Origin of the sequence: Colwellia sp. MB3u-45 (assembly GCF_014077005.1) — a bacterium.
Lineage (GTDB): Bacteria > Pseudomonadota > Gammaproteobacteria > Enterobacterales > Alteromonadaceae > Cognaticolwellia.
Window position 1 is genome coordinate 61463 of the sequence record NZ_JACGVC010000046.1, and the last position, 26658, is coordinate 88120.

Below are 26658 nucleotides of genomic sequence, written 5' to 3' on the forward strand. Positions count from 1 at the left end.
TAACATGAAATATCGTTTGTTGGCAGCATTATGCTATTGCCTCCACATCACCAGCTTCGCCACTGTCATACTACAATATCACCATGTCAGCGATACCACTCCAGCCAGCACCAGTATCTCTCCAAGCCAATTTGCGCTGCATATGCAATACCTAGCAGACAACAATTTTGAGGTGATTGCCTTATCAAGCTTAATGAATTCAATTAAAACCCAAACAGCATTACCCAATAAGTCTGTGGTTATTACCTTTGATGATGCTTATTTAGATATTTTAACACAGGGTAAACCGATATTAGATCAACACGATTATCCCTTTACCATCTTTATTAATCCCGGCATTGTCGAACAAAATTCCGAGCATTATCTCTCGTGGCAGCAACTCAAAGTGATGGCAGACGACGGGGTAATTATTGCTAATCATGGCATGGAGCACGATTCATTAGTGAGAATTCCTGATGGCATGACAATGCAACAATGGTTAGCGAAAAACACCCAATCCTTGCTCAATGCAGAAAAAATCATTGCAGAAAAAACCGGACAGAGTTGGCGCTATTTCGCTTATCCCTACGGTGAATATAGTCCTGAAATTCAGCAGTGGATACAAGACAATAACTTTGTCGCTTTCTCGCAACAATCAGGCGCTGTTGGCTTGGATACTAACACGACAATTATTCCACGTTTTCCGGTCTCACAGCCTTACGATCAATTACCAAGCTTGCGCGATAAACTCAATGCTTTACCTTTTAGTATTCGTGTTGAGGCAGAAAATCAACAAACTATTTTTCAACAAGGTGAGTCAACTTCAGTAAGTTTTAAGGTTGATGTTAACGATTTTAATCCTGAACAATTACATTGCTATATTTCTGGTTTAGGCCGTCAAGAAATTCAATGGCAAGGTGATGAAATGTTTACTATTAATTACAGTGCAGCACTGCCAACAGGTCGTGTGCGTTGCAATTGTACCGCCCCCAGCATTAGCGAACCTGGACGCTACTATTGGTTTTCAAAACCTTGGTTTATTCTCAAAGAAAACGGTGAGTGGTATCCGCTGTAGCCTTATTCACGGTAAATATCACCTGTTATCACTATTGGTATTAAGGCCAATAGTGATAACGAATCATACTTTCTGCCAGTAGAATTTATACCTGCAAGTAAGCCTTAACCTGTTCACTAAATTGCTAAATCAATATGATGGGCTGAATCAATATTGATTTAGCCCATTAATAAGTGACCTTTAAGCTGACAGCGATTAACTAACAGCTTAAAGCTTAAAATTTGCGGTAACTCTAGGCTCAATACAAAGCGACAATTTTTGCAAAGTCACTGACCAGTTTATCGCCTTCAATCACAGGAACTTCACCCAGTGCTTGTTTAGGTTTAAAAATCGCTTCTACTTTACCTGCAGGGTTAATTAAAACCAATGACGCACTGTGATCGACTAAATAACGGGTCGCAGTTGCGCCATGATTTTCTTTGGCATCGCTATTAACTTTTTGCTCTGACGCTGGCTCTGATTCAGTTATCGCATACATTAACCCTAAATTACGAGCAAATGGAAACAACACACCATGATGGCCATATAAGGCCTTAAATTCAGGGTTGAAGTAACCGATATAGCTGGCAAGCTTTGCTTGTGTATCTCGTTTTGGGTCAACAGAAACTAATAACACTTGGCTTTTATTGCTGATCGCTTTTAAATCATCATAAATGAAATTCATTTCTTGCAAGGTAGTTGGGCAAACATCTGGGCACGATGTATAACCAAAAAATACCCAACTCCAATGACCTTTTAGCGACTCGTTATTAAACGCTTCGCCCAAATGATCCGTTAATTCAAAGGCTTTAACATCTCTTGCTTGTTGATAATGCAAGGCAAATTCAACAGGGGCTTTTTTATTTATCTGACCAAATAACATCACACCTGCGGCTAATGCCCCCAAGGCTACAATCAGAATAACAATTTTATTCATCAACCTGTTACCGGTAATAGATAATGATCGAGTAAAAGAATAATAAATAACGCCATTAAATGCACAATAGAAAACTTGAAAGTGTCCATTGCCGTATTTTCATCGGCATTAAATTTCAGTTTCCATGCGTAAGCAAAAAACACTAAGTTCAATACCACAGCGCCAATTAAATATAACCAATTACTCATCCCCACTAAATAAGGTAACAAGCCCACTATAAAGAGCAAGACGGTATATAACAAAATTTGAGTTTTGGTAAAATTAACACCATGTGTGACGGGTAACATAGGAATATTTACTTTTGCATACTCGTCTTTACGATGAATAGCCAACGCCCAAAAATGTGGTGGCGTCCAAGTAAAGATTAATAACACTAATAATAACGCATTAGGATGCACTTCATTGGTCATTGCTGTCCAACCCAATAAAGGTGGAATAGCACCGGCTAAACCGCCAATAGTAATATTTTGCGGGGTAGCACGCTTTAAGTACATAGTATAAACAAAGCTATAACCGACTAAGCCTGAAAAAGTTAACCAAGCGGTGAGCGGGTTAACCAGGCTATATAAAATAGCGAAGCCAGTTACCGCTAGAGTCATAGCAAATGTCGACGCATTACGCGCGGAAAGTCTGCCATTCGGCAATGGGCGATTATGAGTACGCCCCATTTCACTGTCGATGCGCTGATCAACAATATGATTAATCGCGGCCGCGGCAGATGACAAAAAACCAATACCTATCATCGACGGCACTAACACCTGCCATGGAATAACACCCGGCACAGATAAACACATGCCCACTAGCGCAGTTAATACTAATAACGCGACGACCCTAGGCTTGGTAATTTCATAATAATCACGCCAAATGGGTGTACTAGGTGCGCTATGGTTCGCTTCTATTGTGTTGCTTTGACTCATAATATGCTCCTAAGTTTTACGTTTTAAACTGTATGTCATGGTAATTAATGACATCATTAACATGGCGGCTACTACGTTGTGACTAACCGCAACATTTAGCGGTAGTGAGAACCAAACATTGCTAATACCCAAGCCAACTTGCACGCTGAGTATAAAACCTAAACTCAATGCGGCGTTCTTAAAAAATGGTGCTTGCGCCTTACGATAAATGCGAATAGCCAACCAAAATAAGTACAGTGTTGTTACTATAGCACCTAAGCGATGCATAACATGAATGGTCAAGCGTGAGGCATGATCAAGGTGGCCAAATTCATAACTTTCTTTCTCCGGCGGAATAAGATCAAAAGCATGTTCAAAGTTCATCTGCTCCACCCAACCCGCTTGACATATAGGGAGTTCAGCACAAGTAAGCGCGGCATAGTTAGATGATGTCCAACCGCCCAAACCAATTTGTGCCACTAAAATAAAAATACCAATCACAGCAAATTTAAAATATTTTTTCAGGCCAATGTCACCGCCCGGCACTCGAAAATCACTCAAACGCAAATACAGTAATAGCAATAAACACAGCGTAGTAAAGCCGCCCAGTAAATGCCCCATTACCACCACAGGCATTAACTTCATGGTGACAGTCCACATACCAAGTGCCGCTTGAAAAGTAACCACTATTAGCAGTAAAATTGGCAGTCCTAACGGACCACGTTGCGCACGACGCTTTAGCGACATTAAGGCAATAATAAGGATCAATAGCCCTAATGCACCAGCGAAATAGCGATGGATCATTTCATTCCATGCTTTTTCTGGTTCAACAGGACGTTCAGGAAATGCTTGCTCAGCAGCCATAATTTGGGCACTGGTTTTAGGCACTTCAACTAAACCATAACAACCTGGCCAATCTGGACAACCAAGACCTGCATGGGTTAGTCGTGCGTAAGCGCCTAAACTGACCACCACAATCGCTAATAATATACTAACAAAAACAAGTTTTCTAAGGTCGGAAGAGCTTTGTGTTCTCATTTAGCCAATCCTTGAATACTTCAGCAGTTTCTTAAAGTCTGCCAATATGGCTTTACCAAATTGTGGCAACTGCTCGGCATTTTTTGGTGGTATATGGCTAAGAATGACGTTACCTAGGGGGTCAACAATCAAGACTTGTGATTGTGTTATCGCCACCTTTGCCAAAGCGGGCATAGTTTGAATATGCCAACGATTAAGTTGAATTTTTTCTACTTGCTCTGCACGTAAATCTTGTTGCGTTAAGCCGACGAGTTTCACACGTGGCATTTCTTTACCTAGAGCAATATAAGTATTGTTAACACTGACCAAGGTATTTTCACATTGCTCATCACAACTAGTTGGCAAGGTGTATAACATCAACCATTGGTGATCAAAGTCGTCAATACTTAAGCCAAGTTGCGCTAAGGTTAACTCATTTTCAATCAGTTGCCCTTGATTGGTCACTCCGTAATTAAACCATTGCTGATTCAATGCTAATTTAGCTAGTGCAATGGGAATGATGAACACCGCCAAGAGAATTAGCATACTGCGGCGCGATTTATTTAACTTTGAAGAACTCATACAACTTAGCCTTTTATTCTTATTATTTGGTTTCGGTATTTGTCTAACCTGCTTATTCGTCATTATCTCAGGTTACTTATGCTTATTCAGACCGATCTTTTTTAGCCATTTTTATCGCCGCCCAAACCATCAAACTGATCCAAGCTAACGCTAAACTAAACCATTGAAACGCATAGGCTCGGTGTTTTTCTGGTGGCATTACGATGGGCCGCCAATTTTTTATATAACCTATGGTCTCTTTTTTATCTAAATAAACGACAAAGGGCAATAGTTTCTTACCAATTAATTCTGAAAACTTATCTAGTTCGATTTGCTGTACGCGTAATGGCCAGGACGGATTAGTTAAGTTTTGTGCTTGCAATTGAATACCCACTTCCACTTCTCGCACATGGCCTGTGATGCTGTGTTGGCCAGTAATCGGGCTGATTTCAGGTAATATATTTCGGTCAATTGAGCCTTGCACCCAACCTAGATTAACTAATATAGCATCACCATTACTTTCAATGATTTGATAAACACGATAACCCAAACGGCTTTTATTGGGTTGGTTGTCGAGTAAAAATATTTTATCGCCAACAAAATCACCCTTTAACTGAATAGGCAAATCGTTAATACCATCTTGTAAACCGCTCAGTGTTAATACTTGCGCTAGTGATAAGGCTTGGCGTTGGCTTAATTCACTGATGTGCTGTTGACGTTGTTCTTTTTCAAGCGCACGGTCAATCTGCCAAAATCCGAGCTTGATTAATGACGAAAATACTAGCATGGTAAATATAACCATCGGCCAATTAAGTTGCTTGAATTTGTGCTTAAGTGATACCGACTTCATAGACTACCGCATGTTGACTAACTAAAAACAGATGATAAAAGAGAGAATACTGTGTTAATTAAATTTATTGTTGTCGGCTTATTAGCCTTTATGGTTTATAACCTATTTCGAGCGTTATTCATTATGAATAAAAATGACCCGAATAAAGCATCCATGTCTAAGTTTATAGGCCGACGGGTGATGACCTCTGTTGTACTGATGTTATTACTATTACTGGGTATTCTCACCGGAGTGATCACACCTAACCCTAGTCCGTACTAAAAAGTCAAAAGGTACGATATTTATCAAGACAAATATCGTACCTTAAACTGCTTATTCAAACACAATAGCGTTAAATAATATAAACGAACACGAACAGTATTACCCACACTACATCAACAAAATGCCAATACCAACTCGCGGCTTGAAAGGCAAAATGGTTTTTCGGCGTAAAATGCCCCTTAAATACTCGAATAAGCATCACAAACAGCATAATAGTCCCTAAGGTCACATGCATACCGTGAAAGCCTGTCAGCAAATAAAAGGTATTGCCATAAATGCCACTGTCTAAATACAATTTCATTTCGTCGGCATAACCATGGGCGTATTCTAAGCCTTGGCAAAACAAAAACACCACACCTAGCACAACGGTCAGCCCTAACCAAAATTTCAATAAACCACGTTTATTCTGCTCTAACGAAACATGAGCAAAATGGGCAGTAATTGATGAAGTTAACAACAAAATAGTGTTAATTAATGGCAAGCCATACCAACCCATAGCAGTAGTTTCAGTACCGTCTGGCGTTTTAATTAATGGCCAAGTCGCGGTAAATTCAGGCCATAAAATTATTGCCGTTGCGGCATTATTTCCGGCACCATCAAGCCAGGGCACTGAAAAAGTACGGGCGTAAAGTAAGGCGCCAAAAAAAGCGGCAAAAAACATCACTTCTGAAAAAATAAACCAACTCATACCTTGGCGGAATGAATTGTCCATTTGGTGACTATATTTTCCTGACATTGACTCGGTAATAACATTGTTAAACCAACCAAACATCATATAAATAATCAAGGCAATACCCGCCAGCAATACCCAGCCGCCGCCTGCATTTTCAGGGTTATTCAAATTTGCTACATAATTTGCCGCACCTACGGCAATCAAAAACAAGGCAATAGCGCCCACTATTGGCCACTTGCTTTGCGCTGGTACGTAATAACTTTCGTATTCTTTTATTGTCATTGTTGTTCCCCTCATTTAAGTGCCAAGCACTTAAGAATCAACCGAGCTTGTAATGTCGTACAAGGTGTAAGATAGGGTGATGGTGGATACGTCATCGGGTATGTCTAAATCGACATAAAATTGCAATCCCATTTCAACATCCTCACTGGCTTTTAACGGTTGGCTATTAAAACAAAAGCATTCTATCTTTTGAAAATAAACCGCCGCCCGCCCTGGTGATACTGACGGCACAGCTTGTCCGACAATATCGCTTGTAGACTCATTTTTAGCGTAAAATATAACGGTTTTGCGCTCACCTGGGTGTACTTCTACTTCATTAACCATGGGCTCAAACTTCCAAGGGATACCTTTGGCTGTTCGAGTCAAAAATTGTACGGTAATGGTACGTTCGGTATCTATGCTCTTGACGTTGTAACTTGCCGCAACATTAGATGTTTTTCCGTTTAACCCGGTGATATCACAAAAAACGTCGTATAACGGCACCAGCGCAAAACCAAAACCAAACATACCAAAAACAATCAACATCAGTTTTTTTACTGTTTTTTTCACCGAAGCATCATGCGTTGTCGCTTGTGCTTGCTTTGATAACTTGTTTTGCGATTCACCGTTAGTCATTTTAGCTCCACTTAATCAATTTTTGGTGGCGTTGTGAACGTGTGGTATGGCGCAGGGCTAGGCACTGTCCATTCCAAACCTTCAGCTCCATCCCAAGGTTTCATCGGCGCTTTTTCTCCGCCTCTAATACACTTGATAACCAATACCAAGAAGATTAACTGCGAAATACCAAAGGCAAAGCCACCAATACTGACCCACTTATTAAAGTCAGCAAACTGCAAAGCATAATCAGGAATACGACGCGGCATACCGGCCAACCCTAAAAAGTGCATTGGGAAAAACAATAAGTTTACTGAAATAAGTGAACACCAAAAATGCCACTTACTTAACGTATCGTTATACATGTAACCCGTCCATTTTGGTAACCAGTAATAAGCGCCAGCAAAAATAGAAAACAACGCCCCAGTAACCAATACATAGTGGAAATGAGCCACAACAAAGTAAGTATCGTGATATTGAAAATCAGCTGGGGTCATTGCTAACATCAAGCCAGAAAAACCACCAATAGTGAACAAAATCACAAAGGCAATAGAGAACAACATAGGGGTTTCAAAACTAAGAGACCCACGCCACATTGTTGCTGCCCAGTTAAAGACTTTCACCCCTGTAGGTACGGCAATTAACATCGTACAATACATAAAGAATAATTCGCCAAATAACGGCATACCCGTGGTAAACATATGATGCGCCCACACGATAAACGACAAAAATGCAATTGATGCGGTCGCGTAAACCATTGAACTGTAGCCAAATAGAGGCTTACGTGAGAAGGCTGGAATTGTTGTAGAGACAATACCAAATGCAGGTAGAATCATGATGTAAACTTCAGGATGACCAAAGAACCAGAAAATATGTTGGAACATTACTGGGTCACCACCACCGGCGGCATCAAAGAAACTGGTGCCAAAATAGGTATCGGTTAACACCATAGTAACGGTACCCGCGAGCACCGGCATCACCGCTATCAACAAGTAAGCCGTAATGAAAAATGTCCACACAAATAATGGCATTTTCATGTAAGTCATACCAGGCGCACGCATATTCATGATGGTTACAACTATGTTAATTGCACCCATAATTGAGGAGATCCCCATAATATGTACCGCAAAAACGAAGAACGCTGTACTACCGTTACTATAGGTGGTTGATAAAGGTGCGTAGAAGGTCCAACCAAAGTTTGGTGCACCACTTTCCATAAAGAAAGACGACAATAAAATAGCGAAAGCAAAGGGTAATATCCAAAAGCTCCAGTTATTCAGCCTAGGTAGTGCCATATCTGGCGCACCAACCATCATAGGTAGCATCCAGTTAGCCAAACCGGTAAAGGCTGGCATTATCGCACCAAATACCATAATAAGACCGTGTACTGTGGTCATTTGGTTAAAGAAATCAGGCTCAATTATCTGTAGTCCAGGCTGAAATAATTCAGCTCGGATAACCAACGCCATAGCACCGCCAGTTAAAAACATGATAAAAGAGAACCATAAATACATCGAACCAATGTCTTTATGGTTTGTGGTATATAACCAGCGTTTTATGCCGGTCATTTTATGATCATGGTGCTCACCGTCATGTGAATCATGCTCGGATTGATCATCAATTACATCTGTAGTCATTATAACGCCTCCCTACTTCGCGCTAGCAGCAGCAACGGCTGCTGGCTGGACTAAATCACCGGTGTTATTACCCCAAGCGTTACGCTCATAAGTGACAACCGCCGCAATTTGCGTTTTAGTTAATTGGCCGGCAAAAGCCGCCATCGCTGGATTTTTCTTGCTGCCGTTAAGCACCATATCCAAATGCACTGCTACATCACCTGTAGCAATCACACTACCTTTAAGTGCAGGAAAAACAGGCGCCATGCCTTCACCAGTAGCTTGATGACAAGCAGCACAAGCTGTCATGTAGACATCTTCACCCAGGGTCATTAATTCGTCTTGGCTATAAACCTTTGATAAATCTTCTTCTGGTATGACTTTGGCAACGGTTTCAGCAACTTGTTCTTTAACGTCTTCAACCGCTTGCTCAACCGTATCTGAGGTACCTGCGCCACTAACCGCTTGCACGTCAGCCGCTTGAACAGCTTCACCTGTATTGTTACCCCAAGCATTACGCTCATAAGTTACAACCGCCGCAATTTCTTTTAAGCTTAATTGCTTACCATAAGCTTGCATGCCGGTACCTGCTTTACCATTAACGACAATATCTATATGCGCGCTAGCGGGACCCGTTGTGGCAATAGCACTGCCTTTAAGGGCTGGAAATGCGGGTGGTAAACCTTGTCCACTGACTTGGTGACACGCTGCGCAGTAAGCGGTATAGGTTGTTTCGCCCAGTTGCATTAATTCGTCCATTGAAGCCGAAGCATTTAACGACGCCGCTTCAGCAGCTGCTGCATTGGCTTTCATTTGCTTTTGCTCATCAAGCCAAATGGCGTAATCGGCTTCAGACTTAACTTCAACCACTATCGGCATAAAGCCGTGGTCTTTGCCACACAACTCAGCACATTGGCCACGATAAACACCGGGTTCATCTACCTTGGTCCAAGCTTCATTAATAAAGCCTGGGTTAGCATCTTGTTTTACCGCAAATGCCGGTACCCACCAAGCATGGATAACATCATCAGAAGTAATAACAAAACGCACTTTTTTATTGGTTGGAATAACCAAAGGACGATCAACTTCTAACAGGTAATGTTCACCTTTTTCTGCTGAGGTACCATCTTGGTTTTCGTATTGTTCACGCGGGGTAGAAAGCACTGAATAAAACTCAAGGTCTTGATCAAAGTATTTATAATGCCATTTCCACTGAGAACCCGTTACTTGAATGGTTAAGTCCGCATCATCGTTATTTTCCATATCGATAAGCGTAATAGTGGCAGGAAAAGCCATAGCAATTAGAATAACGACAGGGATCGCCGTCCAAAGAATTTCAACTTTTGTGCTTTCATGAAAGGTTGCTGGTTTGAAACCTTTTGATTTACGGTGAAACACCATAGACCAAAACATTGCACCAAAGACCACAATACCAATACCAGTACAGATATACAGCACCAGCATATGTAAATCATATACGTCTCTACTAACCTCAGTAACACCTTTGGTTAGGTTCAGCGACATATCTGCCCACACTGAACTAGACAACAAGCCCCCTAGCAACAGCAAACCTAGGTTACGTCTTTTCACACGACATCTCCTTCACCTTTAATTTAGGCCAAATAACGTATTTTCATTATGAAAACCGGCTAGTTAGCGCATACATTTATTATTATTTAAGTGACGCATTAATCAACAGTTGTCAATTGCGCCCTATTGTTTTTTTTGTACGTTTTCCAGACTAGAATTACTTAAAACTTGATAGGGGTCAATTTTTAATTTCAAAAGCATGATAAATAAAAACCAGTAAATACAATAGAGTAAAAGCCCTAAACCGGACGATAAGTAGATTTTTAAAAGGATGGCTGCAATGTTCATGTTTTGTTCAAAGCCTGTTTTTCATGCTGAATAATAAATAATCAACACAGAAATTTGCTGTATAAAAAGCAAGCTATTAGCGGTATTTATTGCCGAACAGAAGGATAGCTCTAACCAAAAAAATTTAGCTACATATTAGGTAAATAAATGGTTATCAAGCATGTGGAATACGCAGATTTTAACACCTTGAATTAAACCAAGTGATAGTTAAATCTGCGAAATATAATTTAGGAAAAAATAGTGTAGGAAAATCTAGTTTAGCTAAGTATTAGCATTTATGAAGTAAATGAAACGTGAACTACATCCAATCAGCCGCGCGAATAACACCAACGGCTAGGCCTTCGATATTAAATTGCTGAGATTTTAAATCGACCTTAATCGGTGCAAAATCTTCATTTTCAGCATGTAAATAAACCACATTGCCCTCACGTTTAAAACGCTTAACGGTAACATCGTCTTCTACACGAGCAACAATCACTTGACCATTTTGCACATCAGTTGTTTGATGAACGGCCAACAAGTCGCCATCCATAATGCCGATATCTTTCATGCTCTCGCCATTAACACGCAATAAATAATCAGCCGGAGGATGAAATAAATTGCCATCAACTTTGTAATGCTGCTCAACATGTTCTTGCGCCAAAATAGGCTCACCGGCCGCCACACGACCAATAAGTGGCAAACCATCTTCAGCGATAAACTCTTGTGCAAGACGAATACCACGCGATGTGCCAGGCAGCATTTCAATATAGCCTTTCTTCGCTAGCGCTTTTAAATGTTCTTCTGCTGCATTGGCCGACTTAAAACCAAAACAAGTAGCAATTTCGGCACGCGTTGGTGGCATACCCGTATCAGAAATTTTTTCTCGGATCAGATCAAAAATCTGCTGTTGTCTGGGTGTTAAAGGGCGCATAGTTGTTCCTTAAGCTACTTAAGAGCAAGCCTGTATTTTTACACAGTATTACTGTTATTGTATACAGGCTGTAAATAAACGCAAGAAAATAATCAGTCGCCTTTGCTAGTTTGGGTTTTAGTTGCAATTAGTGATGCTAGCAAAAAATTAAGTGCTCAAGCCATATTGTTGTAAAGCGGCTTTCTCGATTAAGGTCATTAAAAATACCCATAAATATAACTATTAACCTTGCTTAAACAGCAGGTATATAGGTAAATCAACCTTAGAAGGTGAATGGAAAATAATGAATAAACACGAATATTTAGATTGTTGCCAAGCACAGTTGCTAAAAGTTTTTAGCCTCGCAAAAAATCATAAAAAAGATGATAAGCAAAAATTCAGAGTTGAAGGCTTTATCCATGCGGGTAAAGCGTTAGGCGTTATATCTCATGTAGAGGCTGTCGATGTTATTGCGCGAGCTCACTTTCAGGTATTTGGTGAAAGTATTGAGTCTCGCCAAAATAGAAAAGCGAGCTTAAAAGAAGCGGTTGCCAAAGGTGATGAAAATTTTATTAACATTCCAGCTTATGAGCGATCAAAGCTGTAATGCTTCAATTTCCCTCAACTTCTTAACTCTTCAAGATTTCAAGATTTCAAAGTACCCTAAGTCATTTTAAACAACGGCTTAAATGTGCAGTGATGCAATAAGCGCCTCAATTAACCACGTCGTTAGCAAGTTTTAGCCTTTGCAAACATGGTTTAGTCTGGGTATTAACGCTTCAGTGCAGGCTTTGCTTTTCAATATGCTAGCTAAACTCAGTACCTTAAGCTAACATAAATTTAGCTATTAACTACCTTATATCAATAGATTTAAACTATGATAAAAATTCGTGATTTAGAATATCTAACCGCCATTGCCGAATATAAGCATTTTGGCCATGCCGCTGAGGCTTGCTTTGTTAGTCAACCAACGCTAAGTGGTCAAATTCAAAAACTAGAACAACGCCTTAAGCTAACCTTAATTGAACGCCAACCGCGCAATGTTATGCTAACACCCGCAGGAGAAAAGTTAGTACAACAAGCTCGGCAAGTACTTAACGCCGCGAATAACTTTGAAGAAGCGGCAAAAGCGCTACTTGACCCACTGTCAGGTGATTTACATATAGGCTTAATACCGACGTTAGCGCCATATATATTGCCGCATATTATGCCGGCACTAAACAGCAATCTCGCGAAAATAAACTTCTATTTACATGAAAATAGAACGCAAGATTTACTGCAACAATTGGAAACAGGTAAACTCGATATTTTAATTTTGCCTTGGTTGCCAGAAATGGCGCGTTTTGAACGTTACGATTTATTCACCGAGCCCTTGGTGATGGCAACGTCTCCTTCACATCCACTGGCTAATAAAACTAAAGTAACATTTGATGATTTACATAATCAAAAAATCCTCACTTTAGAAGATGGCCATTGTTTGAGAGATCAAGCCATGGGCTATTGCTTTAGCGCTGGTGCGGAGGAAGATCATAGTTTTCGAGCCACCAGTCTTGAAACTTTACGTTATATGGTGGCCAGCAATATGGGTATTACGCTGCTACCACAGTTGGCGACAATTAATTATGCTCCACAGAAGCATATTCATTACATTCCTTTTGAAAGCCCGCAACCGGTGCGTGAAATATCATTACTTTGTCGTGCTGGTTACGCGCGCATGGAAAGTGTTAGAGCTGTGGTTAATGAAGTGCGCCAAGCAGTGACGGGTTTATTTGATGAATAAATTAGCTATGTTTCACAACCCGCTTATGAGCATCGAGCAAAAACAGTTAAACTTCATTTAACTTGATGAACTAAAGTCCAAGCTATATCACGCCTGCATGGACCCTACATGGGGGAAGGTTAAATCAGTGCAACAGCAAGCGCGCTATTAACGAAAAAACGCTACCCTTGCCAACGATAGCGTTTATTTTTTGAGCACTTATTGCACTGGCGTTTCAGTGTTAATTTAAGCTAGGAAATAATGCGCTACTAAGCTGCAGCTTCGCTAACGCTTTCAGTGTTTTCAAGCGGGTTCGGTGTTCTAATTAAATAATCGAATGCACCTAATGCTGCTGTTGCACCGCTGCCCATAGCGATAATAATTTGCTTAAATGGCGTGTTTGTTACATCGCCCGCCGCATAAACACCCGCAATATTGGTTTCGCCTTTGTGGTTAATGATCACCTCGCCTCGCTCGGTTAAATCAACAGTGCCTTGCAAAAACTTTGAATTTGGCACTAAACCAATTTGTACGAAAATACCCGCAAGTTCGACACTCTCTTGCTTATCTGTTGCACGATTAAGGTAGTTTAGTCCAGTAACATGCTTGCCATTACCTAATACTTCGGTGGTTTGAGCATTAACAATAATCTCAATATTTGGCAACGAACGTGCTTTATTTTGTAATACCGCATCAGCACGTAGTACGCTATCAAATTCAAGAACAGTAACATGCTTAACTAAGCCAGCGAGATCAATGGCTGCCTCGATACCTGAGTTACCGCCACCAATCACCGCAACTGATTTGCCTTTAAATAATGGTCCGTCACAGTGTGGACAATAAGCAACACCTTTACCACGGTATTCTTGCTCACCAGTAACGTTCATTTCTCTCCATCTTGCGCCTGTAGCAATAATGGTTGAGCGTGTTTGTAAGATAGCGCCGTTTTCTAATTCAACGGTGATTAAACCACCTTCAACATCACTTTCTATAATTTTTTTCACCTGTTGATTATTCATAATATCAACATCGTATTCATTAACATGGGCTTCTAGGTTAGCCACTAGTTTAGGCCCATCAGTTGCATTCACTGAGATAAAATTTTCAATAGACATGGTTTCTTGTAATTGGCCACCAAAATTGTCTGCCACTATGCCGGTGCGTATCCCTTTACGGGCACTATATATCGCTGATGATGCACCTGCTGGGCCACCACCTATAACTAATAAGTCAAAAGCTGCTTTGTTGTTTATCGCCTTAGCTTGTCTCGCGCCAGCATTGGTATCAACTTTGTTTAAAATTTCAGTTACCGTCATTCTGCCTTGGCCAAACGCTTTACCATTTAAGTAAACTGCCGGTACTGATAAAATATCTCGTTGGTAAACTTCTTCTTGGAATAATGCCCCATCAACCATCACATGCTTAATTTGCGGATTAATTGCCGCCATCATGTTCAGTGCTTGCACTACGTCTGGGCAATTTTGACAACTTAAGGAAATATAGGTTTCAAAGCTATGCTCACCTTCTAGAGAGGCAACTTGCTCAATCACCGCTTTATCAAGCTTTATTGGATGTCCACCGCTGTGTAACAAGGCTAATACCAGCGAAGTAAATTCATGCCCCATAGGCACGCCAGCAAAGCGCATTTCGCCGCCAGTTTTAACTGATTTTACTAACATTGATGGCACTCGCTCGTTGCTTGCATCTGCTGCAACAACCGAGACTAATGCTGACATTTCAGCAATTTCTGTCACCAAAGTATTTAATTCTTTTGATTTAACGTCGTCACCTAAAAATACTGATAATTCAACAGCCGATGTTAAATTCTGTAAATAGGTCGTTAGTTGTTGCTTTAAGTTCGTATCTAACATGGTTTATTCCTTTGAAAAACTGATGAATAGGATGATTTTTAGGTCATGCTGAATTGGCTTGATAAATACCGCAATATTTTAAAAAATATCGCGGTAGTTTTTTACTTTATTTAGATTTTGCCAACTAAATCTAATGATGGTGTTAATGTTTCTGCACCTGGCTGCCATGCTGCTGGACATACTTCACCGTCATGTTCAGCTACATATTGTGCCGCTTGAATTTTGCGCACTAGCTCTTTTGCTGAACGGCCTATACCTAGATCATGTATCTCAGCAATTTTAATTTCGCCTTCAGGGTTGATTACAAACGTGCCACGTAATGCTAATCCGTCGTCTTCAATCATGACACCGAAGTTGCGCGTAATTTTGCCTGTTGGATCACCAATCATTGGATAGGTAATTTTGCCAATAGTGTCTGAACTGCCGTGCCAAGCTTTATGGGTAAAATGTGTGTCGGTTGATACTGAGTAAACTTCAACGCCCATTTCTTGTAGTTGTGCATAATGGTCAGCCATATCGCCTAACTCTGTTGGACAAACAAAAGTAAAGTCAGCTGGATAAAAGAAAAATACTGCCCATTTTCCTGCAACATCAGCTTCTGAAACCTCGACAAATTCGCCTTTACTAAATGCTGTTGCGTTAAATGGTTGGATGGTTGAATTGATAATTGATTTATACATGTTTATCTCCACTTGTTTTAAAAATATGAGTACTTGTTAAGTTGGGACAATGATACGCCGGCATTTAAAATAGGAACAATCGTTTGAATTTATTATATCGATAGGCAAAAGCTATGATTGAATTGTAGAATGAAATGTAAAAAGAGAGGACATTCTTGCTGTGACTAGTTAACTTTATTTTATAGATGGCTAAAATTTAAATGTTGCAGGAAGTTATATGAAAAATAAGATTGCATATTAATATCAGCTTATTTTCTTTAGCTATGATCAAAGCAAAAAAAAGACAAAAAAAACGCCCCTCAATTGAGGAGCGTATAAAAATATAAAACACTAATAAAAACAAAACCGAGGGGAGAGTCTCTTGCTAAGTAAGAGTGCCATTACCCTGGTTAGTTCAATTTATATAAAAATAAACCTAAATCCCTCGACGAATATTTGGTGAAAATAAATGATTCACTACTCAAAGAACAAAAATTAATCGCTTTGCTCCTTGAGCACTTTCAATAACTAATAAGTCATCCGCCAAAATATAGGCAAAAAAAACGCCCCTCAATTGAGGAGCGTATAAAAATATAAAAACACTAATAAAAACAAAACCGAGGGGGGAAATCTCTTGTTAAGTAAGAGTACTATTATTATGGTTAGTTCAATTTAAATAAAAATAAACCTAAATCCCTCAACGAAGATTTGGTGAAAATAAATGATTCACTACTCAAAGAACAAAAATTAATCGCTTTGCTCCTTGAACACTTTCAATAACTAATAAGTCATCCGCCAAAATATAGGCAAAAAAAACGCCCCTCAATTGAGGAGCGTATAAAAATATAAAAACACTAATAAAAACATAACCGAGGGGGAAATCTCTTGTTAAGTAAGAGTGCTGTTATTATGGTTAGTTCAATTTAAATAAAAATAAACCTAAATCCCTCGACAAAAATTTGGTGAAAATAAATAATCTCACAACTCAAGGAACAAAAATTAATCGCTTTGCTTCTTGATCACTTTCAATAACTAATAAGTCATCCGCCAAAATATAGGCAAAAAAAACGCCCCTCAATTGAGGAGCGTATAAAAATATAAAAACACTAATAAAAACAAAACCGAGGGGAAATCTCTTGTTAAGTAAGAGTGCTATTATTATGGTTAGTTCAATTTAAATAAAAATAAATCTAAATCCCTCGACAAAAATTTGGCGAAAATAAATAATTTCACTACTCAAGGAACAAAAATTAATTTTTTTGCTCGTTGATCACTTTCAATAACTAATAAGTCATCCGCCAAAATATAGGCAAAAAAAACGCTCCTCAATTGAGGAGCGTATAAAAATATAAAAACACTAATAAAAACAAAACCGAGGGGAGAATCTCTTGCTAAGTAAGAGTAACTTTATAGTGCTTAGTTCAACTTTATTGACAAATAAATTTCATCAATAATAAATCCTCTCACAACACCTTGATTTTATTTAATTAAAATGACTTAATCCAAATAAAAAATAATTTTATATCTGTGTAAGTTGCTGCCTATCAGCAATTAAATTAAGTATCTTGGACAGTTTTTTAGCAAGGTAGCCCGACAATAGTTTCGGCTGTTGGCGTATTAATTCAGATTCCGCTGCTGTAATAGCAACATGACAATCTATTAACTTGTTGTTTGAGCTCAGCAACAAAACGTCATCTGCAAACGTTTCTACTTCAACATTCGGTGCTTGTTTTGCTACATTGCCAAATTCGTTAATCGCGACAAGATAAAAATTGATCTGTAAAATATCTGCTTCATCGCCATACCAATTCGCCGTCATGGTATGAAAATTTAACTGCGCTTCGAGTTTATTACTAATGGCGGCAATATTTTTTATTTCGGCCACTAGGTCATCACTCACCTGAATAGAAATTGGCAAGGTTTCAGTCATAATATCCATGATGGTTGACGCCTTTTTAATAAGTAGTTTATCGGTAAATAATGAGCGCTCACCACAGCTATATCATTTGATGGTTTTGCCTATGTTATTATACCATAGCTAACTGACTAAATTATTTTTTGCATATCTGTGCATTTATCTTCATATCCGTCCATAAAAATCGCGCGATTAAGTTCACTAGGATTAAGTTCAATAGTGAGCAGACTAAATACTAAGCTCCACGCCATTAAAAAAACAAAGACAGACCTTTCTATCTCATCGTTATTCAGTTGCTATTGTTGCACTTTTATCGATATTATAAGGCCACAGCCTATGATCAAAAGTTATCAATCGCACTGCTGCACCCATGATGGGTGGATTCGTTAACGCGGTAACACTCACACCCTTAACTACTGCCAGTAGAATAGCTATTGTGGAGAATAACCTAATTAAAACAACATTGACTAAAGCTAGAACAATAAGAAAAAAGCCTTTAAAACTCTTTAATCTCAGTCATAAGTTGCATAAATGGTTGATGTTATTTATTGGTGCGCAATTTGTTATTTGGTCTGTTACGGGTGCTTATATGGTCTTTTTTAATCTTGATTATATTCACGGTGATAGCTTAATTATCAACCATCAAAATAAAATAAAATCAGAGAACTTAACATACTCCTCGTCAACCTTATTTCAACAATATCCACGGGCTAAAAACTTAAGTGTTGGCATGCTAGTGAACCGTGAAGTCTATCGCTTTAACATAGCAAAACAAGCATTTATAATTGATGCACAGAGCGGCGAACCGTTATCGCCATTAAATAAAAATACCGCAATTACCATAGCAAAGCAGCTTTATTCTGGTGATGGCAAAGTACTGAATGCCGAGCTAATAACCACAAATCCACACTTTGGCTTAAGTGCTCGACATTTGCCCGTATGGCAGGTTAATTTTGACAACTTCGCCTCACCGTCGCTTTATATCTCAGTGAGTAACGGTAAACTTGTGAGCAAACGTCATCAACTTTGGTATTTGTTTGATTGGATGTTTCGCTTGCATATCATGGATTATGGCGACGACGAAGATGTCAGTAATTGGTTGCTGTTTTTTATTGCTTCATTGGGATTTTTTGCTGCCTTTAGTGGTTTAGTACTGACTTATTTCAAAGTGATCAAACCGATAATAATCTCACGTAGAAAAAGCCGTGATAGGGCTAAAAAAGCGCAACAAGATAACCGCTTACCTTTTGGAGATAAGTCATGATGCTTTGGATAAGAAAAATTCATAAATGGGCCTCATTACTCATCGGTCTGCAACTACTTATTTGGCTAACCAGTGGCTTAGTCTTCAATGTCATTGATCACAAAAAAGCCCGCGGTAATGCTTATCGTCAAACGGCCATGGCCGAGCAGCCAACGCTGGCAAACCAAGCACTGTTACCCGTTAAAAGCATACTAAAATTATACCCGGCTACGCTTGAACTCAACCAAGTCAGTATTCTCTCGCAGCCTTATTACCTGCTAACTCAACAGCAAGGCTTATATCGCCACTTTGCCAACAGTTACCATATCGTTAATGCTATTACCGGTGAGCTAACCTTGGTGGATGAAACATTCGCCAAAGCTATTGCCAAAGCGACTTATAATGGCCCAGGTAATATTAAATCTGTCGCGTTAATAACGCCGCCAATTGCCGATTTTCTCAAACATAAAAATCCCAGTTGGCAAATTAATTTTGCTGATGACTTAGCCACCAGTGTTTATGTTGAACAAGGCTCTGGTCGTTTAGTGGGCCATAGTAATAGTGATAAACGCTTTGCCGATTTTTTCTTTATGTTGCACTTTATGGATTACGGCAGTGCCGGCAGCTTCAACACAATTCAAATGATATTATTTGCTTTTATCACATTATGGCTCACGCTTTCTGGTTTGATATGGACATTACATTTGCTGCGAAAAGGTCAATACCGCTTAAAGAAATTTTAGCTCCATCGCCATAGTGCTAGCCATATTTATAGCCATAGTTCTAGCCATAGTTCTGCTCCTCATATTGATGATAGTAATAGTACAAAGCTAAACACTTTATTTTAATTTGCTCTGCCAGCGGTTACTATAGCTGCCCATGTATATTGTAGAATAACCTAATGACAAAATTAATTAGCCTTCTTTGCATCGCACTCACGTTTTTAAGCACCACAACTTTTGCAGAAACCTTAAAAGTCGCTTCTTGGAATATCGCCTGGTTGGGTTCTCATGAATATAACCAACGCAAAGACTCCGATTACCAAAAATTAGCGCGCTATGCACGCGAATTAGATGCCGATGTCATTGCCTTACAAGAAGTTGAAAGCGCAAAATGGGCACAAAAAGTTTTTGGTGACGACTATGACTATTTTTTCACCACAAAAGACTGGGTGCAGCGTGTTGGTGTCGCGGTAAGAAAAAGCAGCGGCTATAAAGCCAGTGCGGTCGAATACCGTGAACTTGACCAAGGCCTTGCGCGCCGAGGCATGGACGTTACCCTAACAAAAAATGGTAAGAGTGTGCGCTTATTAGCTGTGCACATGAAATCAGGCTGTTTCGATAACGCACTTGATCAAGCCAGCATTGCTAAAATGCCCAATAGTAATGAAAAAGAACAATATGCAAAAATTGCCTGTGCAGAACTTGCCAAGCAAGCCAAGCCATTAGAAGCTTGGGTTGATGCCCGCGCTGAAGAAGGTATTCCCTTTATATTACTCGGTGACTTTAACCGTCGCTTTGTTAAAGACATAGCGTTAAATTACACTGAAGTACAAGGTTTGTGGCAAACCATTAATGATGAAGGTAGCGAAGCACTTTGGGCGCCTACTATTACAGCAGAATCACAATGCTGGGGCGGGTATTACAAAGACTATATCGACCATATAATTTTTGATCCCAAAGCAAAAGCACATTATGTTGAAAACTCATTTGAGCAATTAGTCTTTGAGCCAAAATACACCCGAGAGCTTAGTCAAAAACTAAGTGATCACTGCCCTATTTCAATAAAGTTGGCACTGTAAGCGCTTGTTAACCACCCAGCATTCATTAATGCTGGGTGGTATTTTTATAACGTATTATAGTCTGGCTATTAAACTTGTCAGTCATTGTGCTAAGCAGACATGGTTTCAAAAGTTGTCGCAACAACCCATGCCTGAGCTAGTGACAATGTAAGCAGCAACGTTTAGGCTAAACGGTGAAATTAACCATGAATGATATCCAGAATAATATTCAGAGTGCAACGAAAGAATACGTCATTTTATTGCACGGTTTAGCGCGCTCAGCACACTCCATGGACAAAATGGCACAACGCTTAACCGAGCAAGGTTACCACGTGTTAAATATTGACTATCCTTCACGTGCTTACTCTATTGAACAGTTGGCAGAACAAACCATTTCAGATGCGTTAGCACAATGCCACAACATGCCGGTCAGCTTTGTAACCCATTCAATGGGTGGCATTTTAGTACGGCAATTTCTCAGTCACCATAGTATTAAAAACCTCAATAAAGTGGTTATGCTTGGGCCACCAAACAAAGGCACTGAAATTGTTGACAAGCTGGGTAATTTACCCGGTTTTCACTTAGTAAATGGTGATGCAGGCATGCAATTAGGTACTGGCGCATTAAGTGTGCCTAACCAATTAGGCAAGGCTAATTTTGATGTCGGCATTATTGCGGGCACCCAAAGCATAAACTTGCTGTTATCGACCCTCATTCCTGATGCTGATGACGGTAAAGTCTCGGTCGAAAGTACTAAAATTGATGGCATGAATGATCATATTGAAATACCAACCTCTCATGTCTTTATGATGCGAAATGACGCGGTTATCGCGCAAGTCATTAGTTACCTCAAACAAGGTAAATTTAACCGCTAATATAACGATAATAGTACTGACGATATTGTTTAAGCCCTGATAACTAAAAATAATATCTGACTGCCTGCGAGCACAAACCATCTCAATAAAGACTAAAGTCTGATTGACAATCCCATCCACGTTGACTACGGTAAATTACAAAAATAAATTGGTTAAATAACCACGCGGTAATAAGTCATGTCAACAAATCGTCAGATTGCAGTCTCACTAGCTTTACTTGCGGCCACTTTAATAGCATTGCTATTAATTGTCTTAGCACAGATAACAACCAGTATAACTTGGTATGTATCATCTATATTTATAGCAAGCCTTGTTATTTTTTTCGTCAGTATCAACTTTGTAATTAAGAAAAATCAACAAAATCAGCGTCAGTTATTGCTTCACGCTTTAAAGCTTGATATTTCCACCAACCAATCTTTGCAGGATATTCTCTGCAATCAGGCGAGTAAAACCAGCATAGCAGGAAAAAATATTGACGATAAAGCCAGCGAGTTAGCTATTAACTCTGCAGAAGTCAGTTTTTTCCTTGAAAAGCTCAGTAGTGCTATTGAATTATCGAGTGAAGATGTTGATCGGCTGGCCAGTGCTGCGGAGCAAATGTCTATTAGTATTAAGGTGATGAATGACAATGCTGCAATAGCATCGCAACAATCTAGCCAAGCCATGACAGCAACGTCCGCCGGCTCACAGCAGCTAAATGACAATGTCGAGGTAATCGAGCAACTCAATAGTGATGTGATCAATGCCGCTGAAAAAATAAAATCGCTCTCACAAAAAGCCACTAAAATTCAAAATATCACTAATGTTATCGATGGAATTTCACGCCAAACCAACCTCTTGGCATTAAATGCGGCGATAGAAGCTGCGCGTGCTGGCGAACAAGGTCGAGGCTTTGCGGTTGTGGCCGATGAAGTCAGAGCATTAGCATCGAAGACAGCTGAGGCAACAGATCAAATTGGTAGCATGCTCACCCAGATCAATGAGGAAACGTTACAAACCACTGAGGTTATGGCGCAAGTTGTTCAGCAAAGCCATAATATTGTTAGCAGTATGGGTTCACTCGCTATTTCATTAAGTGATATCAATCAAAAAATGACTGAGTCGTCTGATGCCAGCAACCTCATCAGTAACGCACTAGAAGAACACAATGCCACCAGTGATGAAATTTCCATGGCGATCACAAATTTGCATGACTTTTTGCTCGAAAAAAGTAAAGAAACCCATATAGTTTCAGATAAAGCAAAAGCGCTATGCGAAAGTACCGAGTCAATATTCATCGATCTGGCTGAATTCAACACTGGCTCTTTAGTGGAAAAAATTTGTTGGCAAGCACAGCTTGCCGCACAACAAGTAGCCACTATGTTCAGTGATAAAATTTCACGCAATGAAATTAGCCAACAAGCTCTTTTTAACTTTAGTTATAGTAAGATTGCCAATACCAATCCGCAAAAATATCACAGCACTTTCGATGACTTTACCGATAAATTTTTACCGGCTATTCAAGAGCCTATTTTAAAAGAAAACCTTGAAGTTGTCTTTGCTGGCGCCGTCGATATCAACGGCTACTTTCCTACTCATAACCAACGTTATTCGCAACCGCTAACCGGTAACATCGCCACTGACAGCATTAATAATCGCACTAAGCGAATATTTGACGATAGCACAGGCATTCGATGTGGCCAGCACAGGCATAAATTTCTTCTGCAAACATACAAGCGTGATACAGGTGAAGTTATGCATGATGTTTCTGCGCCAATTATCGTCAACGGCCAACACTGGGGCGGCTTTCGTATCGGCTTTAAAGCACAATAATGTTGAGCAACACCTCAGTGCTATTGTGAAATAATTATGAAAGTTTCAAATTAACGATGCCAATCAGATAAAAGTTTAGTATGGTAACTTTGAGGGTTTGTTAAACTTTTTGATGATTTTTACCCGTGATTATTCGCTTTTGATCATAGGACAGTGCATATACTTAGCCATTATTTTAGTCAAACATCTGATGATGATGAAAAGGACTAACAGTGCTACTGATTGCCTTCAATATCACTTGCTGTTTGCTGTGAGGAGTTTACATAGCACAGGTTGCTAGATACCTTGCACCGCGATCAAGCTGTATTGAATGCAAAAAAAGAAACATGAAAAATTAACACCCCCTACCAAAGCAGTATTTAATAAATCTAGGTGAGGGAATCAAGATGATATTATTGAAAAAATTAACGCGATCAACTGTTGTGGTATTAAGTGCGATATCGAGTTTTACGTCGGCAAACGAAATGGAAATCACGGCTATAAAACAAGTGATTTCAGAAAACAGCAAACGCCATACCTATAGCGGCAATGTCAGAATTGCTTTTGCCCATGGCAACTTGTCGACTAAATCAAGTCGTGCTTCTTTTCAAAAAGGTAAAACTGTGATGGAAGGTGATGTAGAGATTATGCTCAGTAACGCCATTGCCAAAACTCAAAGAGTGACTTTCATACCCTCACAGCAGGGCTTAGTGGCTGAAATGGATAAAGTTACCTTTACCTATAAATAACCACGAAAAATAGCGCGTTAGCCTTATTGTTGATGCGATATTCATAGGGATAGTTTTTATCGCTCGGCGTTTGTGCTGATAACAGTTAAATTCCAGTTAACTTGATTGACTGAAGTACACCTACACTGTGCTTACGGGTATCAATCTAGCCTTGGGTAATTGTTTATGTAGGCCATTTTTTATGTAGGTCGGACTTTAGTCCGTCAGCTGTTAAGCGGGCGATTACTGTCATGGGGCAAATATGAACCGCAAAGTTAATTTCACCTGAGATGGCAATCATTAACCTTTAAAATAGCTAAGCAACAGTCAACTCTCTATGGTTCTGGGTGTGGCGTTAAAATGGCGCTTAAATTCGCGGCTAAATTGTGAAGGGCTAGTATACCCCACCAACATTGCCGCCTCTGTTGCCTGTTTACCTTCTGTTACAATCAGATCTTTGGCTTTGTTTAAACGTATTTTTTTTAAATATTGTAAGGGTGTTTCACTGGTAACTTGTCGAAAAGCGCGATGAAAACCTGAAACGCTCATATGTGCTTGATTAGCCAAATGCTCAACCGATATTACCTCGGCATATTCTGTGTGCAGCGTATCAAGCACACGAGCAATCCTAGCATAATGACCATCATGACGAGCTAAATCAAATAATATGTGGCCATTATCACCCACCAGGGCTCGGTAGACAATTTCTTCAACAATCGCTGGCCCAAGAATTTTTGCTTCAACATCTTCGTGTAGCACTTTGATTAATCGCGTAATAACACTATTGAAATTATCATCTAAACTATTTGATTTAACACCAAAATCTAATGGCGTTTTATGACTCGGTGTTGCTAGATTACCTAACGTATTTTGTTCATTAATTTGGTTAACTAGTTTATGTAATATATGCGAGTCAACATCAATAATTAACCCTAAAATAGGCAAGCCATGATCAGAAAATGCCTCACATTCTAATGGCATTGGCACACCTAACACTAAATAGTCACCTGAGCCATATTGCACACAATTCTCTGCAACATAAATATTTTTACGCCCTTGCCCGATGACAATAATGCCCGACTGATAAAGTAATGGCTCTCGATCACTACCGGCACTAGCACGATAAAATTTTACACCCGGAATCAGCGTTTGATAGCTGCCATTCAATGTATTCAATGATTTTAAATGCGCAAAAGACTGCATTAGTTGTGCTAAATTTTTCATAACTCACTCAAACAATAAACATGTTTCTCATCACATTTATACAAATAGGCAATGATTATCGATAAAAACGTCTATTTACACAACATTTATTACAGTAATATGCAACTCAACATAAGCTGCTATGCTTTTTATTCGATAAATATTAAATGAGGTATCCCATGGAATTTTCATACGTTAACCCAACTCAGATCCATTTTGGCCAAGGTAAAATTGCCAGTGTAACTGAGGCTATTCCAAGCACTAGCAAAGTGCTGGTTATTTACGGTGGTGGCTCAATCAAAAAAAATGGTGTTTATCAACAAGTACAAAATGCCTTAAGCCAGCATACTTGGATAGAGTTTTCCGGTGTTGAGCCTAATCCAACGATGGAGAATTTAGATAAGGCTGTTGCCCTAGTTAAAGCGGAAAAAGTTGATTTTATACTCGCGGTTGGTGGCGGTTCAGTGATCGATGGTGCGAAATATGTTGCTGCCGCTGCATGTTATGACGGTGCCGGCTGGGACATTCTATTAGGTAAGCATACCGTTACTAAAGCTATCGCCATTGGCGCTGTACTGACCTTACCTGCTACCGGCTCAGAGTCTAATTCGGGTTCCGTTATTACCCGCGCAGAAACTCAAGATAAACTGCCATTCTCTTCACCAGCCGTGCAACCAAAGTTTGCCGTACTCGATGCCGATGCGATGAAAACATTACCAGAACGTCAATTAATTAATGGTTTGGTTGATGCTTGGGTACATACCTGTGAGCAATATTTAACTATGCCAACGGGTGCTATGGTACAGGACGGTTACGCAGAAGCCTTACTTAAAAACTTGCTAACTTTGGCTAAGCAATACGACCAACATGAAACACTACAATGGCGTGAAAATCTCATGTGGACAGCAAATCAAGCACTTAATGGCTTGATTGGTGCCGGTGTACCGCAAGACTGGGCAACACATATGATTGGCCATGAAATGACCGCACTTTACGGCGTTGATCACGCACGCTCATTGGCGATTGTACAACCTTCATTATTGCGCAACCAACTAACGGTTAAAAAAGCTAAGTTAGAGCAGCTAGGTCATAATGTTTTTGCCTTAGCTGCAGGTGATGATTTAGCTGAACGCACAATTGTTGCTATTGAAGCCTTCTACCATAGCTTAAATGTTGCTACACAATTAACTGAACACGGCGATGATAAAGCTAGCGCTATTGATAAGATCATTGCACAGCTTGAAGCACACAAGATGACAGCGCTAGGTGAACACCAAGCCATTACCTTAACGCAAAGTCGTGAAATATTGCAGTTAGCGATTAAATAACAGTCTGTAAGCTAAT

At 39.7% G+C, this 26658-nt stretch carries 25 protein-coding genes; 11 read left to right on the forward strand and 14 right to left on the reverse strand.

The genetic code is table 11. From position 1 onward, the window contains the following. Window positions 1-4 precede the first annotated feature (4 nt). Entirely contained in the window at window positions 5-1054 is a 1050-nt protein-coding gene (locus tag H4J41_RS09080) for a polysaccharide deacetylase family protein (protein ID WP_182135806.1), read from the forward strand. Window positions 1055-1292: 238 nt separating this feature from the next. Here H4J41_RS09080 and H4J41_RS09085 read toward each other — a convergent pair whose 3' ends face one another. The 5 genes from H4J41_RS09085 to H4J41_RS09105 form a co-directional block, all read right to left on the reverse strand. Then, window positions 1293-1970 carry an SCO family protein gene (locus tag H4J41_RS09085; protein WP_182135807.1) on the reverse strand — a complete coding sequence of 226 codons (678 nt, stop codon included), beginning with the start codon at window positions 1968-1970 and terminating at the stop codon, window positions 1293-1295. After that, window positions 1970-2887: a heme o synthase gene (gene cyoE / locus H4J41_RS09090; protein ID WP_182135808.1), complete on the reverse strand. Its 918-nt coding sequence runs from the start codon at window positions 2885-2887 to the stop codon at window positions 1970-1972. Before cyoE ends, H4J41_RS09085 begins: the two co-directional genes overlap by 1 nt. Window positions 2888-2896: 9 nt before the next feature. Continuing rightward, window positions 2897-3904: a heme A synthase gene (locus H4J41_RS09095; RefSeq protein WP_182135809.1), complete on the reverse strand. Its 1008-nt coding sequence runs from the start codon at window positions 3902-3904 to the stop codon at window positions 2897-2899. After that, window positions 3905-4465, reverse strand: coding sequence for a hypothetical protein (locus tag H4J41_RS09100; protein ID WP_182135810.1), 561 nt, complete (start codon window positions 4463-4465; stop codon window positions 3905-3907). A gap of 82 nt (window positions 4466-4547) precedes the next feature. Then, entirely contained in the window at window positions 4548-5294 is a 747-nt protein-coding gene (locus H4J41_RS09105; RefSeq protein WP_182135811.1) for an SURF1 family protein, read from the reverse strand. A 51-nt stretch (window positions 5295-5345) separates the two neighbouring features. Between H4J41_RS09105 and H4J41_RS09110 the strand changes: the two genes are divergently transcribed. After that, a complete protein-coding gene (locus H4J41_RS09110; RefSeq protein WP_182135812.1) occupies window positions 5346-5555 on the forward strand; it encodes a DUF2909 domain-containing protein in 210 nt (69 codons plus the stop codon). A 70-nt stretch (window positions 5556-5625) separates the two neighbouring features. On the opposite strand, the gene H4J41_RS09115 is transcribed toward H4J41_RS09110, so the two are convergent. From H4J41_RS09115 to lexA, 5 genes are all read right to left on the reverse strand, one after another. Then, window positions 5626-6510, reverse strand: a complete 885-nt coding sequence (locus H4J41_RS09115; RefSeq protein WP_182135813.1) for a cytochrome c oxidase subunit 3 — start codon at window positions 6508-6510, stop codon at window positions 5626-5628. A 30-nt stretch (window positions 6511-6540) separates the two neighbouring features. Further along, complete coding sequence (locus tag H4J41_RS09120) at window positions 6541-7125, reverse strand: cytochrome c oxidase assembly protein (RefSeq protein ID WP_182135814.1); 585 nt, start codon at window positions 7123-7125, stop codon at window positions 6541-6543. A gap of 11 nt (window positions 7126-7136) precedes the next feature. Next, window positions 7137-8741: a cytochrome c oxidase subunit I gene (gene ctaD / locus H4J41_RS09125; protein WP_182135815.1), complete on the reverse strand. Its 1605-nt coding sequence runs from the start codon at window positions 8739-8741 to the stop codon at window positions 7137-7139. Between the two features lie 12 nt (window positions 8742-8753). Beyond that, on the reverse strand, window positions 8754-10310 hold the full coding sequence (coxB, locus tag H4J41_RS09130) for a cytochrome c oxidase subunit II (RefSeq protein WP_404842461.1): 1557 nt from the start codon (window positions 10308-10310) through the stop codon (window positions 8754-8756). A gap of 586 nt (window positions 10311-10896) precedes the next feature. Next, entirely contained in the window at window positions 10897-11511 is a 615-nt protein-coding gene (gene lexA, locus H4J41_RS09135; protein ID WP_182135816.1) for a transcriptional repressor LexA, read from the reverse strand. A gap of 283 nt (window positions 11512-11794) precedes the next feature. Here lexA and H4J41_RS09140 point away from each other — a divergent pair, with 283 nt between their 5' ends. After that, window positions 11795-12097, forward strand: coding sequence for a hypothetical protein (locus H4J41_RS09140; RefSeq protein WP_182135817.1), 303 nt, complete (start codon window positions 11795-11797; stop codon window positions 12095-12097). Between the two features lie 270 nt (window positions 12098-12367). After that, window positions 12368-13270: a DNA-binding transcriptional regulator OxyR gene (gene oxyR, locus H4J41_RS09145; protein ID WP_182135818.1), complete on the forward strand. Its 903-nt coding sequence runs from the start codon at window positions 12368-12370 to the stop codon at window positions 13268-13270. Window positions 13271-13518: 248 nt separating this feature from the next. Here the strand turns inward: oxyR and ahpF are convergent, their stop codons facing one another. The 3 genes from ahpF to H4J41_RS09160 form a co-directional block, all read right to left on the reverse strand. After that, complete coding sequence (gene ahpF / locus H4J41_RS09150; RefSeq protein WP_182135819.1) at window positions 13519-15120, reverse strand: alkyl hydroperoxide reductase subunit F; 1602 nt, start codon at window positions 15118-15120, stop codon at window positions 13519-13521. A gap of 110 nt (window positions 15121-15230) precedes the next feature. Continuing rightward, a complete protein-coding gene (ahpC, locus tag H4J41_RS09155) occupies window positions 15231-15800 on the reverse strand; it encodes an alkyl hydroperoxide reductase subunit C (protein ID WP_182135820.1) in 570 nt (189 codons plus the stop codon). Window positions 15801-17298: 1498 nt separating this feature from the next. Beyond that, window positions 17299-17718, reverse strand: a complete 420-nt coding sequence (locus tag H4J41_RS09160) for a hypothetical protein (protein WP_182135821.1) — start codon at window positions 17716-17718, stop codon at window positions 17299-17301. Between the two features lie 346 nt (window positions 17719-18064). Here H4J41_RS09160 and H4J41_RS09165 point away from each other — a divergent pair, with 346 nt between their 5' ends. The 6 genes from H4J41_RS09165 to H4J41_RS09190 all read left to right on the forward strand — a co-directional run bounded on the left by H4J41_RS09165 (window position 18065) and on the right by H4J41_RS09190 (window position 24132). Then, entirely contained in the window at window positions 18065-18958 is an 894-nt protein-coding gene (locus H4J41_RS09165) for a PepSY domain-containing protein (protein ID WP_259364526.1), read from the forward strand. Next, window positions 18955-19680, forward strand: a complete 726-nt coding sequence (locus H4J41_RS09170) for a PepSY domain-containing protein (RefSeq protein WP_259364527.1) — start codon at window positions 18955-18957, stop codon at window positions 19678-19680. Before H4J41_RS09165 ends, H4J41_RS09170 begins: the two co-directional genes overlap by 4 nt. A 158-nt stretch (window positions 19681-19838) precedes the next feature. Then, a complete protein-coding gene (locus H4J41_RS09175; RefSeq protein ID WP_182135822.1) occupies window positions 19839-20738 on the forward strand; it encodes an endonuclease/exonuclease/phosphatase family protein in 900 nt (299 codons plus the stop codon). A 185-nt stretch (window positions 20739-20923) separates the two neighbouring features. Beyond that, window positions 20924-21592, forward strand: coding sequence for an alpha/beta fold hydrolase (locus H4J41_RS09180; RefSeq protein WP_182135823.1), 669 nt, complete (start codon window positions 20924-20926; stop codon window positions 21590-21592). A gap of 177 nt (window positions 21593-21769) precedes the next feature. Next, window positions 21770-23404, forward strand: coding sequence for a methyl-accepting chemotaxis protein (locus H4J41_RS09185; RefSeq protein ID WP_182135824.1), 1635 nt, complete (start codon window positions 21770-21772; stop codon window positions 23402-23404). A 386-nt stretch (window positions 23405-23790) separates the two neighbouring features. Then, window positions 23791-24132, forward strand: a complete 342-nt coding sequence (locus H4J41_RS09190; RefSeq protein WP_182135825.1) for a hypothetical protein — start codon at window positions 23791-23793, stop codon at window positions 24130-24132. Between the two features lie 306 nt (window positions 24133-24438). Here the strand turns inward: H4J41_RS09190 and H4J41_RS09195 are convergent, their stop codons facing one another. Beyond that, window positions 24439-25335, reverse strand: a complete 897-nt coding sequence (locus tag H4J41_RS09195; RefSeq protein WP_182135826.1) for an AraC family transcriptional regulator — start codon at window positions 25333-25335, stop codon at window positions 24439-24441. Between the two features lie 158 nt (window positions 25336-25493). On the opposite strand from H4J41_RS09195, the gene H4J41_RS09200 reads away from it, so the two are divergent. Next, window positions 25494-26642: an iron-containing alcohol dehydrogenase gene (locus tag H4J41_RS09200; RefSeq protein WP_182135827.1), complete on the forward strand. Its 1149-nt coding sequence runs from the start codon at window positions 25494-25496 to the stop codon at window positions 26640-26642. Window positions 26643-26658: the final 16 nt, after the last annotated feature.

Bases quoted from the DNA above. Each gene is read 5' to 3' on its own strand.
- H4J41_RS09080 (WP_182135806.1), top strand. From the start codon at position 5: ATGAAATATCGTTTGTTGGCAGCATTATGCTATTGCCTCCACATCACC.
- H4J41_RS09085 (WP_182135807.1), bottom strand. From the start codon at position 1,970: ATGAATAAAATTGTTATTCTGATTGTAGCCTTGGGGGCATTAGCCGCA.
- cyoE (WP_182135808.1), bottom strand. From the start codon at position 2,887: ATGAGTCAAAGCAACACAATAGAAGCGAACCATAGCGCACCTAGTACA.
- H4J41_RS09095 (WP_182135809.1), bottom strand. From the start codon at position 3,904: ATGAGAACACAAAGCTCTTCCGACCTTAGAAAACTTGTTTTTGTTAGT.
- H4J41_RS09100 (WP_182135810.1), bottom strand. From the start codon at position 4,465: ATGAGTTCTTCAAAGTTAAATAAATCGCGCCGCAGTATGCTAATTCTC.
- H4J41_RS09105 (WP_182135811.1), bottom strand. From the start codon at position 5,294: ATGAAGTCGGTATCACTTAAGCACAAATTCAAGCAACTTAATTGGCCG.
- H4J41_RS09115 (WP_182135813.1), bottom strand. From the start codon at position 6,510: ATGACAATAAAAGAATACGAAAGTTATTACGTACCAGCGCAAAGCAAG.
- H4J41_RS09120 (WP_182135814.1), bottom strand. From the start codon at position 7,125: ATGACTAACGGTGAATCGCAAAACAAGTTATCAAAGCAAGCACAAGCG.
- ctaD (WP_182135815.1), bottom strand. From the start codon at position 8,741: ATGACTACAGATGTAATTGATGATCAATCCGAGCATGATTCACATGAC.
- lexA (WP_182135816.1), bottom strand. From the start codon at position 11,511: ATGCGCCCTTTAACACCCAGACAACAGCAGATTTTTGATCTGATCCGA.
- H4J41_RS09140 (WP_182135817.1), top strand. From the start codon at position 11,795: ATGAATAAACACGAATATTTAGATTGTTGCCAAGCACAGTTGCTAAAA.
- oxyR (WP_182135818.1), top strand. From the start codon at position 12,368: ATGATAAAAATTCGTGATTTAGAATATCTAACCGCCATTGCCGAATAT.
- ahpF (WP_182135819.1), bottom strand. From the start codon at position 15,120: ATGTTAGATACGAACTTAAAGCAACAACTAACGACCTATTTACAGAAT.
- ahpC (WP_182135820.1), bottom strand. From the start codon at position 15,800: ATGTATAAATCAATTATCAATTCAACCATCCAACCATTTAACGCAACA.
- H4J41_RS09160 (WP_182135821.1), bottom strand. From the start codon at position 17,718: ATGGATATTATGACTGAAACCTTGCCAATTTCTATTCAGGTGAGTGAT.
- H4J41_RS09165 (WP_259364526.1), top strand. From the start codon at position 18,065: ATGATGGGTGGATTCGTTAACGCGGTAACACTCACACCCTTAACTACT.
- H4J41_RS09170 (WP_259364527.1), top strand. From the start codon at position 18,955: ATGATGCTTTGGATAAGAAAAATTCATAAATGGGCCTCATTACTCATC.
- H4J41_RS09175 (WP_182135822.1), top strand. From the start codon at position 19,839: ATGACAAAATTAATTAGCCTTCTTTGCATCGCACTCACGTTTTTAAGC.
- H4J41_RS09180 (WP_182135823.1), top strand. From the start codon at position 20,924: ATGAATGATATCCAGAATAATATTCAGAGTGCAACGAAAGAATACGTC.
- H4J41_RS09185 (WP_182135824.1), top strand. From the start codon at position 21,770: ATGTCAACAAATCGTCAGATTGCAGTCTCACTAGCTTTACTTGCGGCC.
- H4J41_RS09190 (WP_182135825.1), top strand. From the start codon at position 23,791: ATGATATTATTGAAAAAATTAACGCGATCAACTGTTGTGGTATTAAGT.
- H4J41_RS09195 (WP_182135826.1), bottom strand. From the start codon at position 25,335: ATGAAAAATTTAGCACAACTAATGCAGTCTTTTGCGCATTTAAAATCA.
- H4J41_RS09200 (WP_182135827.1), top strand. From the start codon at position 25,494: ATGGAATTTTCATACGTTAACCCAACTCAGATCCATTTTGGCCAAGGT.